This window comes from Nonomuraea sp. NPDC050404 (assembly GCF_040655495.1).
In the GTDB taxonomy this organism is placed as follows: Bacteria; Actinomycetota; Actinomycetes; order Streptosporangiales; family Streptosporangiaceae; genus Nonomuraea.
Genome location: NZ_JBFAKB010000016.1, coordinates 101,018 through 117,114, shown reverse-complemented (window position 1 = coordinate 117,114; position 16,097 = coordinate 101,018). Strand labels below are relative to the sequence as shown.

The window sequence follows — 16,097 nt, the reverse complement described above, 5'->3', positions numbered from 1 at the left end:
CGTCACGATCTGGCGACGCGAACCGACCGTCACGATCTGGCGACGCGGCCCGCCAGCCAGGGCGCGTCCGCCACGAACGTGCACGAGCCCGGCTCGATCTCGGTGAACCCCGCGTCGCGCACCACGGGCAGCCCAGCGGCCACCATGGCCGCGAAGCCGTCCCGGTCGGCGGCCGTGCGCACGGACACCGCCAGGCCCCGCTCCCGCCAGGCCGTCCGCTCACCGGCGTCGCTGGACCACCAGGCGAGCTGGGCGGCGTGCCCGGCCTGGGCCATGGCCTTGCCCGCGGACATCTCCAGTGCGGGGTTGGCCCACAGGATCGGCGGCCCGGCGGGCCCGGGGACGGCGGTGTCGGTCAGCTCGGTGCCCGACACCTGGAGCCGGGCCAGGTCGCGCGGCCAGTCGTCCAGCGGCACGGGCGGGTGCACGCGCATCTCGGCCGAGCGGTGCTCGATCGTCCGGCCGGGCAGCGCGAGCGCCCGGCGCCACTCGGCGCCCCTGGCCCGGCGCACGACCTTGCGGATCTTCCCGGTGGACTGCCAGGCGTGCAGCTCGGCGGTCCACTCGCCCGGGTCGTCCAGCAGGCTCAGCACGGCCATGGCGGCCGCCTCCAGCGCGTCGGTGCGCTCCGGAGGGGTGGCCCGCTCGATCCGGACCACCAGGGGCAGGACATACAGCTCGTCGTTCATCGTGTCCTAGCATGCCCGATGGCCAGGGACATGCCGGCGGCCAGGAGGCAGAGGGCGCCCGCGGCGTACCAGGCCAGGTCGTAGGCGCCCAGGTGGTCGCGGGTGAGGCCGGCGCCGACGGCGGCGATGGCCGCGCCCACCTGGTGCGAGCCGAACACCCAGCCGAACACCACGGCGCCGTCGGGGCCGTAGATCTGCCGGCACAGCGCCACCGTGGGCGGCACGGTGGCCACCCAGTCCAGGCCGTAGAAGATGATGAAGATCAGCATGCTGGGCTCGGTGGTGGCCGAGAACAGGCCGGGCAGCACCATCAGGGACAGCCCGCGCAGCCCGTAGTAGACGCCCAGCAGCACCTTCGGGTTGATCCTGTCACTGAGCCAGCCGGAGGCGACCGTGCCGGCGATGTCGAAGATGCCGATGATCGCCAGCAGGCCCGCGGCCATGGGCTCGGCCATGCCGTGGTCGTGGGCGGCGGGGATGAAGTGGGTGCCGACGAGACCGTTAGTGCTCATGCCGCAGATCGCGAAGCCGCCCACGAGCAGCCAGAACGGGCGCGTACGAGCCGCGGAGAAGAGCACGGAAAGAGCCCTGACGGCCGCGTTGACCCGGGGCGCCGCGGGCCGCACCGCGCCCGGCTCCGCGCCGAGCGCCGTCGTGCCCACGTCCTCGGGACGGTCGCGCAACAACCACCACACGAACGGCACCACGGCCAGCGCCGCCCCCGCCACGGTCAGCGAGGCGACCCGCCACCCCGGCCCCTGGGCGAGCTGGGCGAGCACGGGCAGGAAGATGAGCTGCCCGGTGGCGCCGGCGGCGGTGAGCACGCCGGTCACCAGGCCGCGGTGGCGCACGAACCAGCGGTCCACCACCGTCGCGGCGAACACCAGCGCCATCGAACCCGTGCCGAGCCCCACCAGCACGCCCCAGCAGAGCAGGAGTTGCCAGCTCGCCGTCATCAGCACGGTGAGCCCGCTGCCCACGGCGATCAGCAGCAGGGCCAGGGCGACCACGCGGCGCATGCCGAAGCGGTCCATGAGGGCGGCGGCGAAGGGGGCGGTCAGGCCGTAGAGCACCAGGTTGACCGAGACGGCCAGCGAGATCGTGCCGGTCGACCAGCCGAACTCCTCCTGGAGCGGCGTGATCAGCACGCCAGGGGTGGCGCGGAAGCCGGCGGCGCCCAGGATGGCCACGAACGCGACGGCCGCGACGTACCAGGCCCGGTGCAGCCCACGGCGCGGAGGGGCGGAGGAGCTCACTGTCATGCGCCAATCCTGATTTATCATCACGCGGGAGCACGAGTGGCCGGGAAGCCAATATGTGCAAGAATCCGGCCATGACACATCGCGTCGCGGTCGTGGTGCTCAACCACTTCGCCACGATCGACCTCGGGGTTCCCGGTCAGGTCTTCTGGGCGGCGGAGACGCCGTCGGGCGAGAAGTTGTACGAGGTGGTGACCTGCTCGGAGAACCGCATGCCCGTGCGGTGCAGCGCGGGCTACAGCGTGCTGCCCGATTATGACCTCGACGTGCTCGACACGGCCGACACCGTCCTGGTGCCCGGCATCCACGCGGGCCGGGCGCTGAAGGACGGCACGATCTCCGACACGCTGCGCGCGGCCCTGCTGGGGCGGCCCAGGACGATGTCCATCTGCACCGGCGCGTTCGTGCTGGCGGCGGCCGGCCTGCTCGACGGCCGCCCGGCCACCACCCACTGGCGCGAGGCGGATCTTTTCGCCCGCCTGTTCCCGCAGGTCAAGCTGGATCCGGACGTCCTGTTCGTGGACGACGGCGACGTGCTGACCTCGGCGGGCGTGGCGGCGGGCCTGGACCTGTGCCTGCACGTGGTCAGGCGCGATCACGGCAGCGAGGTGGCCAACAGGGCGGCCAGGCGCTGCGTGATGCCGCCGTGGCGGGAGGGCGGCCAGGCCCAGTACATCGACCGGCCGCTCCCGTACGGCGAGGGCGGCGGCACGGCGGCCACCCGCGACTGGATGCTGGCCCACCTCGACACCCCGCTCGACCTGAGCCTGCTGGCCGAGCACGCCAGGATGAGCGTGCGCACGTTCACCAGGCGCTTTCGCGAGGAGACCGGCCAGAGCCCGGCCAGGTGGCTGAACGGGCAGCGCGTGGAGCACGCCAGGCGCCTGCTGGAGACGACGGACCTCGGCGTGGAGGAGGTGGCCAGGCAGTCGGGCTTCGGCACGGCGGTCTCGCTGCGCCAGCACCTGCACGCGGCCGTCGGGGTGTCCCCACTGGCCTATCGCCACACCTTCCGCCGCACCTGATCCGGCGCTTACAATCCGGCCAAAAGATCACAGGGAGGGCCGGAGGATGGCCGAGGCGGACCGCGTCCCCGCGGGGATCGACCCGAATGTGCCCAGCGTCGCCCGCATGTATGACTACTACCTCGGCGGCCGGGACAACTTCCCCGCCGACCGCGCGGCGGCCGAGAAGATGATCGAGCTGGGTCTGAGCATGGGCGCCGACGCCCGGCAACTCGCCCTGGGCAACCGCCTCTTCCTCAGCCGCGCGGTACGCATGCTCGCCGAGGCCGGGGTCCGGCAGTTCGTCGACATCGGCGCCGGGCTGCCCACGCAGGACAACGTGCACCAGGTGGCCAGGCGGCACATCGCCGGCTCCCGCGTCGTCTACGTGGACAGCGACCCCTCCGTGGTCACCCACGCCCGCGCCCTGCTGGACGGGGACGCGAACGCCGACGGGGAGGTCATCGCGGTCGAGGGCGATCTGCGCGACCCGGAGGCGATCCTGGGCGATCCGCGCGTCACCGGGCATCTCGACCTGGCCCAGCCGTTCGCGGTGCTCATGCTGGCGGTGCTGCACTTCATCCCCGACGACGCCGAGGCCGCCGCGATCGTCGCCCGGGTCCGCGGGCGCCTGGGGCCCGGGTCCTTCCTGGTCCTGTCCCACCTGTACACGGGCGACGCCACGGAGGAGGCGAGCCGGGAAGGGTCGCAGATCTACTCGGGCACCGCCGCGGGCGGCCTGGCCGGGCGCGACCTGGCCGGCATCACCGCCTTCTTCGACGGTCTCGAACTGCTCGGCCCCGGCCTGGTGCCGGTCGGCGACTGGACGGCGGGCGGTTTACCGGGCGACGCGTACGACCTGGTCGGGTCGGGCATTCTGGGCGGCGTCGGCCGCAGGTGACGCCTATTCCGGCAGTCTCTTCTCGAACCAGTGGTGGGCGTAGGGCTCGTCGTTGAACGCGGGCACCTCCGCGTAGCCGCAGGCCCGGTACAGGGCGATGGCTTCGGTGAGCGCCCGGTTGGTCTCCAGGCGCAGCGTGCGCAGGCCGTGCCCGGCGGCGTGGGCCTCCGCTTCGGCGAGCAGCAGGCGTCCCAGCCCGAGGCCGCGTACGGACGATTCCGCCCACATCCGCTTGATCTCCGCATGGCCGGAGTCGGGGTGCAGCTTCAGCGCCACGCAGCCCACCGGCTCGGCGTGCAGCGTCGCGATCAGCAACATCCCGGCGGGCAGTCGCAGTTCGTCGTCGCCGGCCGGGATGCTGCGGCCCGGATCGAAGCCGCCCTCGAAACGGCGGGCCAGTTCGGCGACGTACGCGCCGAGGCAGTGCCGGGCGGCGGGGTGGCCAGGGTCGAAGACGCCGACCTCCACCATGGAGGCGACGAGCAGCCGCTCCACCTCGGACATCGCGGCCACCAGGCGTTCACGTCCGGTCTCGGAGAGTGGCCTGAGCATCGAGGCGGCGGCCTCGTCAGAACGGCGATCGAGCTCCTCCCGCTCGGCGATCCCGGCCTGCGTGAGCCGCACCGTACGAACCCTGCCGTCGGCCCCGCCGGCGTCGACCACGGCCAGCCCGTCGGCCTCCAGCGCGCGCAACAACCGGCTCAGGTAGCCGGAGTCCAGCCCCAGCCGGGCCCGCAGCGCACGTACCTGCACCTCGGTGCCTTCCGCGCCGATCTCCCAGAGCAGCCGGGCCTGCCCGAGCGGCCGGTCCCGGCCCATGAAAGCGTCGTTGAGCGCGCCGATGCGCTGCGTCACGGTCCGCTGGAAGCGGCGCACCCTGGCGATCGCCGTATCATCCATTCTCTGACTCTAGTCAGACATCCGCCCGTACGGCCAGCCCCTCGCCGATGGACCGGTACGCCCGCCTCTGCGCCCAGACCGCGCACAGCCTCCAGCCCGGCCTGTGCGCGCACGATCGCGACGGTCTGGTGCCCGGCGCGGCCAAGTGCGCGGACGAGCGGTCGTCCGATGGCACCGGCGAGCAGGACTCTCATCGTGGCCTCCTTCACGTGTCCCGCCCATCGGACGGGACACGGCCCGCACCTGTGACAGATCCAGCCACAAACCGGAAAAGAGCCCCTGAACGCCATAAGCCCTGACCACCTTCAGCCCTGACAACGCCGAAGGCCGCCCCCGATGATCGGGAGCGGCCTTCGTTCGTGTTGTGGAGCTATGGGGATTCGAACCCCAGACCTCCTCCATGCCATGGAGGCGCGCTACCAACTGCGCCATAGCCCCTCGTGCCGGTAAAAGTCTATCCGACTTTGCGACCGCCCGAGCACACTCGCGGACCGCCAGGCCCATGGCCGCCGGGAATCCCCCGGCGGCCACGCGGGGCTCCTAGACGTCGTCCGGCAGGGTGAGCATCTTGTTCAGGACCGGGACGAGCTGTTCCTCCTCGTAGTCCAGGTGGGCCTCCAGCCGCGTGGCGAGCTGGTCGATCTCCTCGCCGACCTCCTCACCGCCCCCTTCGAGGACCCGCCGGATCCTGGCCAGCAGCCCGCCCACCACCTGGTGTTCCGCGCGCAGCCTCGCCAGGACCCCGGCCAGTTCGGGATGTTCCGTCCCGAGGTGAGGGAACAGCGCGTTGTCCTCGCCCTCGTGGTGCAGGTGCAGGGCGTCGCAGAACGCCAGGCAGTGTGTACGCAGGTCCGCCGGCGCCACCCGGCCCGACCGCAGGTTCGCCAGGTCCGCGCGGAACCCGTCATGCAGTTTGATGAGCTCATCGCCCCAGGCGATCAGCCGCTGCTGCTCCGTCATGCCGGTGCCTTTCTCAAGAGGTTTCCGTGTACGGCGGCGAAGAGCGCGGCCAGCAGGGCGGCGAGCGCCGCGACGCCGAAGCTCCATCCGGCGCCCCCGCCGGCCAGCACCACCGCTCCGACCGCGCCGGCCACGCTGCTGCCCATGACCCTGACCAGCGCGTTGATCCCGCCGGCCGCCGCTGTCTTGGCGGGCTCCACGTGTTCGACCGCCATCGTGCCGAGCGCGGCGTACCCGAGCCCGACGCCCAGCCCCAGCACGGTCGCGGCTCCGTACAGGTCGGCGTCGGTGGACCTGGACAGCGCCAGCCAGAGCGCGGCGGCGGTCACCAGCGCCGAGCCGCCCGCCACGAGCGCGGAGGCGGTGAAGCGGCGCATCAGCGGGCCCGCCAGCACGGAGACCACGAGCATCAGCACGGTGGTCGGCAGCAGGTAGATCCCGACCTGCAGCACCGAGGCTCCGAGCGTGCCCTGGGCCACCGCCGAGACCGTGGTGATGGCCGCGAACAGGGCGAACCCGAGCAGGAACGACGCCACCGTGGCCCCGACGGTCCCCCGGTGCAGGAGCATGGGGATCTCGATCAGCGGCGCGGCGGTACGGCGGGCGGTGGCCACCCACACCCCCGCCACGATCACCGCCGCCGCCAGCAGGCCCAGCGTCGGCGGCGAGGTCCAGCCCCACGCCGCGCCCTTGCTGATCGCCAGCAGCAGGCAGACGAGCCACACCGCGACCAGCGCCGCGCCGGTCAGGTCGGGCCGTCCGGCGGCGCGTGTGGGCGTCTCCCGCACCACGGCCGCCACCAGGGCGAAGCTCAGCACGCCCAGCCCGGTCAGGGTCCAGAACACGGCCCGGTGGTCGCCGTCCAGGAGACCGGCCAGGATCATGCCGCCGCCGCTGCCGATCCCGATGGTGGCGCTGAGCACCCCGATCGCCCCCGGCAGCCGGTACGCGGGCACGGCCTGCCTGACCAGGCCCATGGCCAGCGGAAGCAGGGGTGCGGCGGCGCCCTGCAACACGCGGCCGGCGATGAGCGGGGCCAGCGTGTCCGACACCGCGCCGAGTGCCGAACCGGCGACCAGCAGGCCGAGCGCGACCAGGGACATCGTGCGCCGGCCGTACATGTCGCCGAGCCGTGACAGCAGGGGGATCGAGACCGCGCCGGACAGCAGCCCGGCCGTCAGGGCCCAGGAGACGGTGGTGGGCGGGGCGGCGAGTTGCCGTTCGAGCCCCGGCAGGAGCGGCACCACGACCGTCATCTGCAGGGTCCCCACGGCCACCGCGAAGGCGAGCACCGCCACGGCCGATGAGTTTTTATACATGTATAGAAAGTAACATGACAGGCATGCCGACGCGTACGGGCAGGCCGCCCAGGATCTCCAGGGCGGAGATCGTGGCCGCCGCCAACAAGGTGATCGAGGAGGACGGGGTGGCCGGGCTGACCATGCGCCGGCTGGCCAGGGAGGTCGGCAGCACGGCCATGGCGCTCTACCACCACGTGCGCGACAAGGAGGAGTTGCTCCTGCTGCTGCTCGACGACTACGCCGCCGGGCTGGCCCGGCCCGAGCTGCCCTCGGAGCCGTACGAGCGGATGGTGGCCGCCGCGCTGGCCATGCGCGAGGCGGTGGCCGGGTGTCCGTGGGCCGTGGACGTGCTGCGTGCCGACGACCTGCTGTCGGTGGGCGCGCTGTGGTATCCGGAGCAGATCGTCGATGCCGCGATCCGGGCGGGGCTCGGCGAGGAGGATGCCGTGGACGCGTACCGGATCATCTGGCACTACACGGCCGGTGAGATCGCCGCCAGGGCGGCGGCGCGCGGGCGGCGCGCGGAGGGCGGGCCCACCTACCGGGATCGTGTCTTTCCCGAGCTGGACGCCGCCGAGTTCCCGCGGTTGAGCGGGGTGGGGCCCAGGTGGGAGGAGCTGACCGCACGGGACACCTACGCCAAGGGGGTACGAGCCCTGGTGCGCGGCCTCCTGCCGCCGGAAAGCCCGCCGAACAAGCCGTAAGAGAAGCCGCCGGAGAAGCCGCTGAAGGAGCCGTAGGAAAACCCGCCGGAGACGCCGCTGGAAACGCCGTAGGAAAAACCGGTGGCCCGGTGGTGGCGTACGTGAAACGGTCGGGTGGATGATCCGGTGGACCGAGGCGGGGCAGGAACGGTCGGCCGTCTGGCGTTCGGCGCTGGGCGCGCCATCCCCGGCGCGCGTCATCGTCGCCGACGAACGTGTGAACGCCGCCACCGCCTACCGCCTGGCCTGCGAGGGCACCGCGCTGCTGTGGCTCGGCGACTACCACGACGCCCGCAGGCTGCTGACGGCCATGGGCCGCCGCTGCAAACCGGCCGAGCCCGGCAGCGGTTTCCACCGCCACCGCCAGGCCCAGGCCCAGCGCGCCCACACGCTCGGCATGTTGCTCATCCCCTACGCGGAGGGCCACGTCGTGCCGCTGCGCAGGGCGCCCGACGTGCGGGCGGCCTGCGCCGAGGTGTACGGCCCCGCCACCGGGCCCGCGGTCGGCCCGCTGCGCGAACTGCTCGGGCTGATCGGCGCCCACGAGTGGCGTAAGAAGGGCGTGCACGTCCCCGCGCTCGGCGCGCGCATCCATCCGCACCACGGCGTGTTCTCCCCGACCAGGAGCGAGTACATCGACCTGGTGGCCGAGGCGCCGCTGCCGGGCGACCGGCTGGCCTTCGACGTCGGCACGGGCACCGGCGTGCTGGCGGCCGTGCTGGCCGGGCGCGGCGTGCGGCGCGTCGTGGCCACCGACCTCGACGAGCGGGCCGTCGCTTGCGCCCGCGACAACGTCGCCCGCCTTGGCCTGGACGGCCGGGTGGAGGTCGTGCGGGCCGATCTGTTCCCGCCGGGCCGCGCGTCGCTGATCGTGTGCAATCCGCCGTGGTTGCCCGCCAAGCCGGCCTCGTCCCTCGACCACGCCGTCTACGACCCGGGCGGGCGGATGCTACGCGGGTTCCTGGGCGGCCTTGGCAATCATCTGGAGCCGGCGGGGGAAGGCTGGCTCGTCCTGTCCGACCTGGCCGAGCATCTCGGCCTGCGCACCAGGGCCGAGTTGCTGGCGGAGTTCGAGCGGGCGGGCCTGCGCGTGGCCGGCCGCCTGGACGTCGTGCCCCGGCACCGCCGCACGGGCGACGCCGACGACCCCCTGCACGCGGCACGGGCCGCCGAGGTGACGTCCCTCTGGCGGCTCACCCTCAGGCGCGCGCCCCCGAGGTGACGTGTCCATGGCTGCTCGCCCCCGAGGTGGATGTCCGGCTCACGATCAGGCGCTGAAGGCCTTGCGGTAGGCCGACGGTGAGGTGCGCATCGCGCGGGTGAAGTGGTGCCGGAAGGTCACCGGGCTCTCGAACCCGACCGCCGCCCCGATCTCCTCCACCGGCGCGGCCGTCGACTCCAGCATCGGCAGGCTGGCCGCCACCCGCTGGGAGATCACCCAGCGCAGCGGGCTGGTGCCGGTCTGCTGCCTGAAGCGCCGGATGAACGTGCGCTCCGACATGTGCGCCACCCCGGCCAGGCCGGGCACCGAGATCGGTTCCGCCAGATGCTCAAGGGCCCACGCCATCGCCCTGGCCACCGCGTCGTCGTCGCGCACGGGAGTGACCGCGGCCTGGATGAACTGGGCCTGCCCGCCCTCCCGGTGCGGCGGGACGACCAGGCGGCGGGCCACGGTGTTGGCCACGTTCGGGCCGTGGTCGCGGCGTACGAGGTGGATCAGCAGGTCCAGGCCCGCGGCGCTGCCGGCGCTGGTCAGCACGTCGCCGTCGTCCACGTACAGGACCGAGGGGTTGACCAGGACGGCGGGGAAACGTTCCTGGAGCAGGGCGGCGTAGCGCCAGTGGGTGGTCGCCGGGCGGCCGTCCAGCAGCCCGGCCGCCGCCAGCGCGAACGCGCCCGAGCAGATGGAGACCATGCGCGCGCCGCGCGCGTGCGCCACGCGCAGGGCGGTGACCAGCGGTTCGGGGACGGGGCCTCCGACGTCGGAGACGCCGGGCACGATCACCGTGTCGGCCGAGGTCAGCGCCTCCAGCCCGTGCTCGGCCCGCATGCTGAAGCCGCCCACCACGCGCAGCGGCTCGCGGGTCTGCGCGCACACGGTGAGGTCGTACCAGAGGAGATCCAGCTCGGGGCGGGGCAGCCCGAACAGTTCCACGACGCAGCCGAGCTCGAACGGCGCCATGCCGTCGAAGGCGAGCGCGGCCACGCGGTGCGGCCGGGCGGGAGAAGGCAGCGGCATTCCCGCATGTTAGCCGGGGCGTCTCAGCGGCAGGAGAGATATATGCACATTTCGGGGGTACATACCGTTTTGCCCGATCACCGCTACGAGCAGGCGGAGATCACCGAGGCGTTCTCCCGGCTGACCGACTGTGACGAGGAACTGCTGAAACGCTTTCACCAGGCCACCGGGGTACGGGCCCGCAACCTGGCACTGCCGCTGGCCGACTACGCCAAGCTGGACTCCTTCGCCCGCGCCAACGACACCTATGTCGAACTGGCGCTCGACCTCGGCGAACAGGCGCTGACCGGCGCGCTGCGCAAGGCCGACGTACGCCCGGAGAAGGTCGATCACCTGCTGTTCTGCTCGACGACGGGCCTGTCCACGCCGTCGATCGACGCCAAGCTGGCCCAGCGGGCGGGGCTGCGGCCCGACGTCAAACGGCTGCCGGTGTTCGGCCTGGGTTGCGCGGCGGGCGCGGCGGGGCTCTCCCGGCTGCACGACTACCTGCGCGGCTGGCCCGACCACGTCGCCGTGCTGGTCTGCGTGGAACTGTGCTCGCTGACGATCCAGCGCGACGACACCTCGATCGCGAACCTGGTGGCCAGCGGCCTGTTCGGGGACGGCGCGGCGGCCGTCGTGGCGCGGGGGCGCGGCCACGGGCCCGAGGTCGTGGCCACCCGCAGCAAGCTCTACCCCGGCACCGAGCACCTCATGGGCTGGGAGGTGAGCGACCACGGCTTCCGCATCGTGCTGGACGCGGACCTGACGACCTTCGTCGAACAGGTCCTGGCCGGCGACATCAAGGCGTTCCTGGCGGACTACGGCCTGACCCCCGAGCAGGTCGCCACCTGGGTCTGCCATCCCGGCGGCCCCAAGGTCATCGCGAAGATCATCGAGACGCTGGGCCTGCCGGCCAAGGCGCTCGACGTGACCTGGCGTTCGCTGCGTGAGCACGGCAACCTGTCGTCGGTCTCGGTGCTGCACGTGTTCCAGGAGACCCGTGGCAGTCCGGGCACGCCCGCCCTGATGATGGCGCTGGGTCCCGGATTCTCCGCCGAGTTGTTGCTGTTGCACTGGTGACGGCGTACACACTGCTCATCGGGCTGGTCGTGCTCGAACGGCTGGCCGAACTCCTCGTGGCCCGGCGCAACCTGGCCTGGGCCAGGTCCAGAGGCGGGGTCGAGAGCGGCAGCGGGCACTACCGGTGGATCGTGTCGGCCCACGTGGCGCTGCTCGTCGCGGCCCCCGCCGAGGTCTGGCTGCTCGACCGGCCCTTCCTGCCCGCGCTGGGGTGGCCCATGCTCGCGGTCGTCGTGCTGGCGCAGGGGCTGCGCTGGTGGTGCATCGGCACGCTGGGCAGAAGGTGGAACACGCGCGTGGTCGTGGTGCCGGGAATGCCGCCGGTGGACCGGGGGCCGTACCGATGGTCGCGGCACCCCAACTACGTCGCCGTGGTCGCCGAGGGAATCGCGCTGCCCCTGGTGCACACGGCCTGGCTGACGGCCGTGGTGTTCACGGTGGCGAATGCGGCGCTTCTCACGGTTCGTATACATGCCGAGGACGCCGCACTGACAAAATGGAACGCGTGAACGAAACGACACTGACCCAGATGCGGACCTCCGCCGCGCGGATGACGGCCCTCGTGCAGGACATAAAGGAAGACCAGCTCGACCTGCCCACGCCGTGCAGCGAGTACGACGTCAAGGGCCTGCTCAACCACCTGGAGTGGGGCGCGTCCCTGTTCGAGTCCGTCTCGCTCGGCGGCGAGTTCGTGCCGCCGAAGGCGGAGTACACCGGCGACCTTCCCGAGCGGATCGAGCGCCTGCTGGCCGTCTACGAGCAGCCCGAGGCGTGGCAGGGCGAGAGCGAGGCCATGGGCGGCCTGCCCAAGGCCGTGCTCGCGAACATGGCGCTGACCGACTTCGTGGCGCACGGCTGGGACCTGTCCAAGGCCACGGGCCTGGAGTACGAGGTGGATGAGGAGACGGCCGCCGCGCTGCTGGCGTTCGCCGAGCAGACGGCGCCCACGGCTCGCGAGCGGGGCGTGTTCGGCGCGGAGGTGCCGGTGCCGGACGACGCGCCCACGATGGACCGTTTCCTCGGGGTCATCGGGCGGGATCCGGCCTGGCGACCGTGATCTCCGGCAGGCCCTCGGGGCGTTTGCCCGGATAGAGACCGGTCAGCAGCGTGCTGACCGTGTAGAGGTGCCAGGCCAGGGCGGGCTTCTGTACGACGGGTCCGGCGAAGAGGGCGCGCACCTCGTCCGGGTTCACGATGGGGGCCAGCGCGTCGAGGCCGCCGAGCACCTGTTCCCGCAGCACGTCCGTGAGCGCGGGTCCCGGGCTGGTCCGCCAGCTCCACCCGCCTCCGGTCCTGGCCGTGGGCAGGTGCTCGGGCGGCACGGGCAGGCGTCCCAGCGCACCACCCAGCCATCTTCCTGGCCATCGGAACCTGCTTTTGGTCATGCTCGCGGCGAATCGCCACGGCTTTCCTTCGATCGGTACATCACATAATTTCGGCGCCAACCGTAATATCAGCGCATAAATGACCTCTTCGGAGAGTCGCCAGCCCTGATCCAGGCTCAGCGCCGCCCGTACCACCCGGTTGTCCAGGAACGGACGTACGGGGTCACCGCGCCGCAGCGCGCCCGCCCTGGCGCCGGCCTGCCAGCGCCCCACCTTGTACCAGATGTAGAGGTGATCCAGCGCCGCCAGCGGGTTCGGCCGCGCCAGCCAGGGCTCGGCCAGCTCGCGGGCGTGCTCGTTCGCCTGCGCGGTGAACAGCTTCGCGTCCTTCGAGAAGGTGATGCCGATGCGCCGTCGCAGCGCCTTGTCGCTCAGGTCGGTCTGCAGCAGGTTCAGGCTGCCCGCGCGCAACGTCTCGCCGCTCTGCCCGGACATGGTGGGTTTGCCGGAGTAGGGCAGATAACCCACGATCGACTCGTACGCCGAGGTCATCCCCTCGCAGGTGCGCAGCGTCTCCCAGGCCCGGCTCAGCGGATGCTCGACCAGCACCGCGTCCTTGGCGGCGGTCTGCGGCGGCGCGATGACCTTGTGCTCGACGCCCAGCCGGTCCGCGATCATGCCCGCGATGATCACGTCGGGATGCGTGCCGAGCCCGTTCGTCGTCGCCCGGAACGGCACCCGCGCCGCGTGCAGCAGCGCCGCCAGGATGCGGGTGTCGCGCCCGCCGGTCAGCGCCAGGTTCACCGGCTCGCCCAGGTCGCGCAGCGGGGCGACGGTGGCCAGCAGCGCGTCGGCCAGCTCGCCGATCGCCGCCCGCCCGCGCCGCGCCGAGGCGGGCGCGGGAGCCGCCTCCGGCAGCGGGGTCTCGGTGATCGTGCGCACGCCGTCCCGCACCACCAGCCGTGAGCTGGGCCGCAGCGCGGAGACCCCCTGGTACGGCGTCTCGTCCGACAGGAAGAACCCCTGCCTGACCATCGTCTGGAGTGCGAGCACGTCGTAGTCGACGCGGTCGCCGGTCTGGGCCGCGAGGTGCACGAGCAGGGCCCGGCTGCCGACGATGTGCAGCTCCGGCGTCTCGGCGTGGAAGACGGGGCAGACCCGGTTGATCGCGGTGCTCGCGCCCAGCTCGCCGTCGCGGGCGTACCAGGCCGAGAAGCAGCCGCCCACCGAGTCGTCGGGCAGCTTCGTCACGTCGGCGGGGTCGGCGAGGTGGCCGTTCAGCCCGATGGCGCGGTCGCCGTGCCCGGAGATCAGCGGCGGCTGCCGGGAGTCGTCGGGCTCGTTGGTCCAGGCGAGCAACGAGACGCCACGGCCGTGCCATTCCCGGCCGCGAATGACGTCGGAGGGCACGGGAAAGGCGATGTCGATACCGGAACGAACTCTACCTAATACAAATGCGGGAATGTCCTGGGCCTTTGTGGCCAAGCCTAAATAGATACGCATGCCGTTAAGGCATACCTCAATTACCCCATTCGCCACAAGCGATCACGTGTTGATCGCGGTTTGCGCTCGCTTACGTCACCGACCAGGCCAGAGGCGAACCGCCTTCCGTCGTAGGACTCGGAGGTGGTTGAGATGAAATTTCGTCCATTGCTGGCCGGTGCAGGTCTTGTCGCGCTCCTCGGTCTGGCGGCCTGCGGCGGCGGCCCGGGATCCTCGGCCGGGGAAAGTGCCCCCAATGTCGCCAGGGACCAGGGGTCGGGCGGGTCGAGGACGTCGGCGTCCGCCATGCCCAAGGAGCGGGCCGAAGCCGAAGAGCAGAAGAGCGACAGCGAGAAGGACACGACGACGGCGCAGATCTCCACGTTCGCCCTGGACGTGGACACCGCCTCGTACGGCTACGCCCGCCGTACCCTCCAGGAGGGCCGCTGGCCCTCGCCAGGCGAGATCCGCCCGGAGGAGTGGGTCAACGCGTTCAGGCAGGACTACCCGCAGCCGTCAGGCGACGGGTTCAGCGTGCAGGTGGACGGCGCGAAGCTGCCCGACCGCGACGAGGCCGTGCTGCGGGTCGGCCTGCAGACGCGTGCCTCCGAGGCGGCCGAGCGGCGGCCGGCCAACCTCACGTTCGTGGTGGACACCTCCGGCTCGATGGCCGACGACGGCCGGCTCGACCTGGTCAAGTCGGGACTGCGGACGCTGCTCGACCAGCTCGCGCCGGGCGACCAGGTCTCGATCGTCTCCTTCAGCGACGAGGCCAGGGTGCTGGCCTCGATGACCCCGCTGACCGCCAGGAGCGAGCTGAACGCGGCGGTGGAGCAGCTCGGCATCGGCGGCGGCACGGACCTGGAGGCCGGGGTGGTGGCCGGTTACCAGGAGGCGGCGGGCGCCTTCCGCCCGGCCGCCACGAACCGGGTCATCCTGCTCTCCGACGGCCTGGCCAACCAGGGCAGCACGGAGTGGCAGGGCATACTCAACCGGGTCAAGGAGTACGCGGGCAAGCAGGTCACGCTGCTCACGGTCGGCGTCGGCAGGGACTACGGCGATGAGCTGATGGAGCAGCTCGCCGACAACGGCGACGGCATGGCCGTCTACGTCAGCAGCCACGAGGAGGCCACCAAGGCGTTCACCACCCACCTCACCGCCAACATCGAGCTGCGCGCCCGCGACGCCAAGGCACAGGTGGTCTTCAACCCGGCGGTGGTCGAGAGCTACCGCCTCATCGGGTACGACAACCGCGCGCTGACCGCCGAGGAGTTCCGCGACGACAGCCGCGACGGCGGCGAGATCGGCCCGGGCCACTCGGTCACCGCGCTGTACTCGCTCAAGCTCAAGGCCGGCGCGGACGGCCAGCTCGCCCAGGCCTCGGTGCGCTGGCAGGACCCCGACACCAGGGCCGCCTCGGAGGAGAGCGAGTCGCTGCGCTCCGACGAGCTGGCCGACTCGGTCTGGGACGACAAGACGCCGGTGCGGCTGCAGGTGGACGTCGTGGTGGCCGCGTTCGCGGTCTACCTGCGCGACCGCGAGGCGTACGGGATGGACCTGTCCGCGCTCGGCGAGCACGCCGGCCGGCTGGCCAGCGCGTCCGAGGACCCGATGGTCTCCGAGCTGGTCACGCTCATCAACCAGGCGAAGTCGGTCGCCTGACGGCGGCGCCGTCCGCGCCCGGGTCGCCTGCGGCCCGGGCGCGCAGGGCGTCGATCATGAGGTGGAAGTGACGGCGCCACTGGCCGGGAGCGACCTCGGCCACCCGTGAGTTGGCCATCACGAAGAGCGCCAGATCCGTGTGGTCGATGTCGGCCCGCAGTGCCCCGGCCCGCTGGGCCCGCTCCACCAGCCGTTCCACCATGCCGCGGACCTCGGCCTTGTCCTCCAGGTGGACCAGGCAGGCCAGCTCGGTGAAGGCCCGGTCGCGCGCCTGCATCTCACACGTGTGCTCCAGGAAGCGTACGAGCCCTTCCCACGCGTCCTCCGCCTCCAGCGCCTTCCCGGCCAGCTCGGCCCAGCGCGTCACCTTGCCGTCCATGATCTCGTCGATCAGGTCGCCCCGCTCGGGGAAGTGCCGGTAGAGGGTGCCGATCGCCAGACCTGCCCGTTTGGCCACGGCGTCGAGCGGTGCCTGCAGCCCACGCTCGGCCAGCACCTCCTTGGCCGCGGCCACGAGGGCGTCGCGGTTGCGCTGCGCGTCGCGGCGGAGAGGACGGTCCATACCTCCATTCTAGTAAAGGTGAGGATCACCCTCATATTCGTGTTAAC

The 16,097-nt window shown here is 72.0% G+C and carries 16 protein-coding genes and 1 tRNA gene; 8 read left to right on the top strand and 9 right to left on the bottom strand.

Going from position 1 to position 16,097, the window contains the following annotated elements; all coding sequences use genetic code 11:
- Nucleotides 1-29 precede the first annotated feature (29 nt).
- Both AB0I81_RS37750 and AB0I81_RS37745 read right to left on the bottom strand, forming a co-directional pair.
- A complete protein-coding gene (locus AB0I81_RS37750) occupies nt 30-689 on the bottom strand; it encodes a peptidyl-tRNA hydrolase (protein WP_360667157.1) in 660 nt (219 codons plus the stop codon).
- Nucleotides 686-1,951, bottom strand: a complete 1,266-nt coding sequence (locus AB0I81_RS37745; RefSeq protein WP_360667154.1) for an MFS transporter — start codon at nt 1,949-1,951, stop codon at nt 686-688. The genes AB0I81_RS37750 and AB0I81_RS37745 overlap by 4 nt, the downstream gene beginning before the upstream one ends.
- Nucleotides 1,952-2,022: 71 nt before the next feature.
- Between AB0I81_RS37745 and AB0I81_RS37740 the strand changes: the two genes are divergently transcribed.
- Together AB0I81_RS37740 and AB0I81_RS37735 are read left to right on the top strand one after the other, a co-directional pair.
- Nucleotides 2,023-2,973: a helix-turn-helix domain-containing protein gene (locus AB0I81_RS37740; protein ID WP_360667151.1), complete on the top strand. Its 951-nt coding sequence runs from the start codon at nt 2,023-2,025 to the stop codon at nt 2,971-2,973.
- A gap of 46 nt (nt 2,974-3,019) precedes the next feature.
- Nucleotides 3,020-3,853, top strand: a complete 834-nt coding sequence (locus AB0I81_RS37735; protein ID WP_360667148.1) for an SAM-dependent methyltransferase — start codon at nt 3,020-3,022, stop codon at nt 3,851-3,853.
- A 3-nt stretch (nt 3,854-3,856) separates the two neighbouring features.
- Here the strand turns inward: AB0I81_RS37735 and AB0I81_RS37730 are convergent, their stop codons facing one another.
- The 4 genes from AB0I81_RS37730 to AB0I81_RS37715 form a co-directional block, all read right to left on the bottom strand.
- The gene (locus AB0I81_RS37730; RefSeq protein WP_360667145.1) at nt 3,857-4,753 is read right to left on the bottom strand and encodes a MarR family winged helix-turn-helix transcriptional regulator; all 897 of its coding nucleotides are present in this window, start codon (nt 4,751-4,753) and stop codon (nt 3,857-3,859) included.
- A gap of 365 nt (nt 4,754-5,118) precedes the next feature.
- A tRNA-Ala gene (locus AB0I81_RS37725) sits at nt 5,119-5,191 on the bottom strand.
- Between the two features lie 102 nt (nt 5,192-5,293).
- A complete protein-coding gene (locus AB0I81_RS37720) occupies nt 5,294-5,713 on the bottom strand; it encodes a hemerythrin domain-containing protein (protein WP_360667142.1) in 420 nt (139 codons plus the stop codon).
- On the bottom strand, nt 5,710-7,032 hold the full coding sequence (locus AB0I81_RS37715; RefSeq protein WP_360667139.1) for an MFS transporter: 1,323 nt from the start codon (nt 7,030-7,032) through the stop codon (nt 5,710-5,712). The genes AB0I81_RS37720 and AB0I81_RS37715 overlap by 4 nt, the downstream gene beginning before the upstream one ends.
- Nucleotides 7,033-7,055: 23 nt before the next feature.
- Between AB0I81_RS37715 and AB0I81_RS37710 the strand changes: the two genes are divergently transcribed.
- On the top strand, nt 7,056-7,718 hold the full coding sequence (locus AB0I81_RS37710; protein WP_360667136.1) for a TetR/AcrR family transcriptional regulator: 663 nt from the start codon (nt 7,056-7,058) through the stop codon (nt 7,716-7,718).
- 118 nt (nt 7,719-7,836) lie between these two features.
- Nucleotides 7,837-8,940, top strand: coding sequence for a methyltransferase (locus tag AB0I81_RS37705; RefSeq protein ID WP_360667133.1), 1,104 nt, complete (start codon nt 7,837-7,839; stop codon nt 8,938-8,940).
- A 45-nt stretch (nt 8,941-8,985) separates the two neighbouring features.
- Here AB0I81_RS37705 and ftrA read toward each other — a convergent pair whose 3' ends face one another.
- Nucleotides 8,986-9,957, bottom strand: coding sequence for a transcriptional regulator FtrA (gene ftrA / locus AB0I81_RS37700; RefSeq protein ID WP_360667130.1), 972 nt, complete (start codon nt 9,955-9,957; stop codon nt 8,986-8,988).
- A gap of 6 nt (nt 9,958-9,963) precedes the next feature.
- On the opposite strand from ftrA, the gene AB0I81_RS37695 reads away from it, so the two are divergent.
- From AB0I81_RS37695 to AB0I81_RS37685, 3 genes are read left to right on the top strand one after another with little or no spacing between them, the layout of a single operon-like run.
- Nucleotides 9,964-11,019, top strand: a complete 1,056-nt coding sequence (locus AB0I81_RS37695) for a 3-oxoacyl-[acyl-carrier-protein] synthase III C-terminal domain-containing protein (protein WP_360667127.1) — start codon at nt 9,964-9,966, stop codon at nt 11,017-11,019.
- Entirely contained in the window at nt 11,016-11,528 is a 513-nt protein-coding gene (locus AB0I81_RS37690; protein ID WP_360667123.1) for an isoprenylcysteine carboxylmethyltransferase family protein, read from the top strand. The genes AB0I81_RS37695 and AB0I81_RS37690 overlap by 4 nt, the downstream gene beginning before the upstream one ends.
- Nucleotides 11,525-12,076, top strand: coding sequence for a TIGR03086 family metal-binding protein (locus AB0I81_RS37685; RefSeq protein WP_360667120.1), 552 nt, complete (start codon nt 11,525-11,527; stop codon nt 12,074-12,076). The genes AB0I81_RS37690 and AB0I81_RS37685 overlap by 4 nt, the downstream gene beginning before the upstream one ends.
- Here the strand turns inward: AB0I81_RS37685 and AB0I81_RS37680 are convergent.
- Nucleotides 12,045-13,754 (bottom strand): asparagine synthase-related protein, encoded by a 1,710-nt coding sequence (locus tag AB0I81_RS37680; protein ID WP_360667117.1) that lies wholly within the window; start codon nt 13,752-13,754, stop codon nt 12,045-12,047. The two genes, AB0I81_RS37685 and AB0I81_RS37680, sit on opposite strands and share 32 nt — an antisense overlap.
- A gap of 225 nt (nt 13,755-13,979) precedes the next feature.
- Between AB0I81_RS37680 and AB0I81_RS37675 the strand changes: the two genes are divergently transcribed.
- Nucleotides 13,980-15,488, top strand: coding sequence for a von Willebrand factor type A domain-containing protein (locus AB0I81_RS37675; RefSeq protein ID WP_360667114.1), 1,509 nt, complete (start codon nt 13,980-13,982; stop codon nt 15,486-15,488).
- Here the strand turns inward: AB0I81_RS37675 and AB0I81_RS37670 are convergent.
- On the bottom strand, nt 15,463-16,050 hold the full coding sequence (locus AB0I81_RS37670; protein ID WP_360667111.1) for a helix-turn-helix domain-containing protein: 588 nt from the start codon (nt 16,048-16,050) through the stop codon (nt 15,463-15,465). The genes AB0I81_RS37675 and AB0I81_RS37670 overlap by 26 nt on opposite strands.
- Between the last annotated feature and the right edge of the window lie 47 nt (nt 16,051-16,097).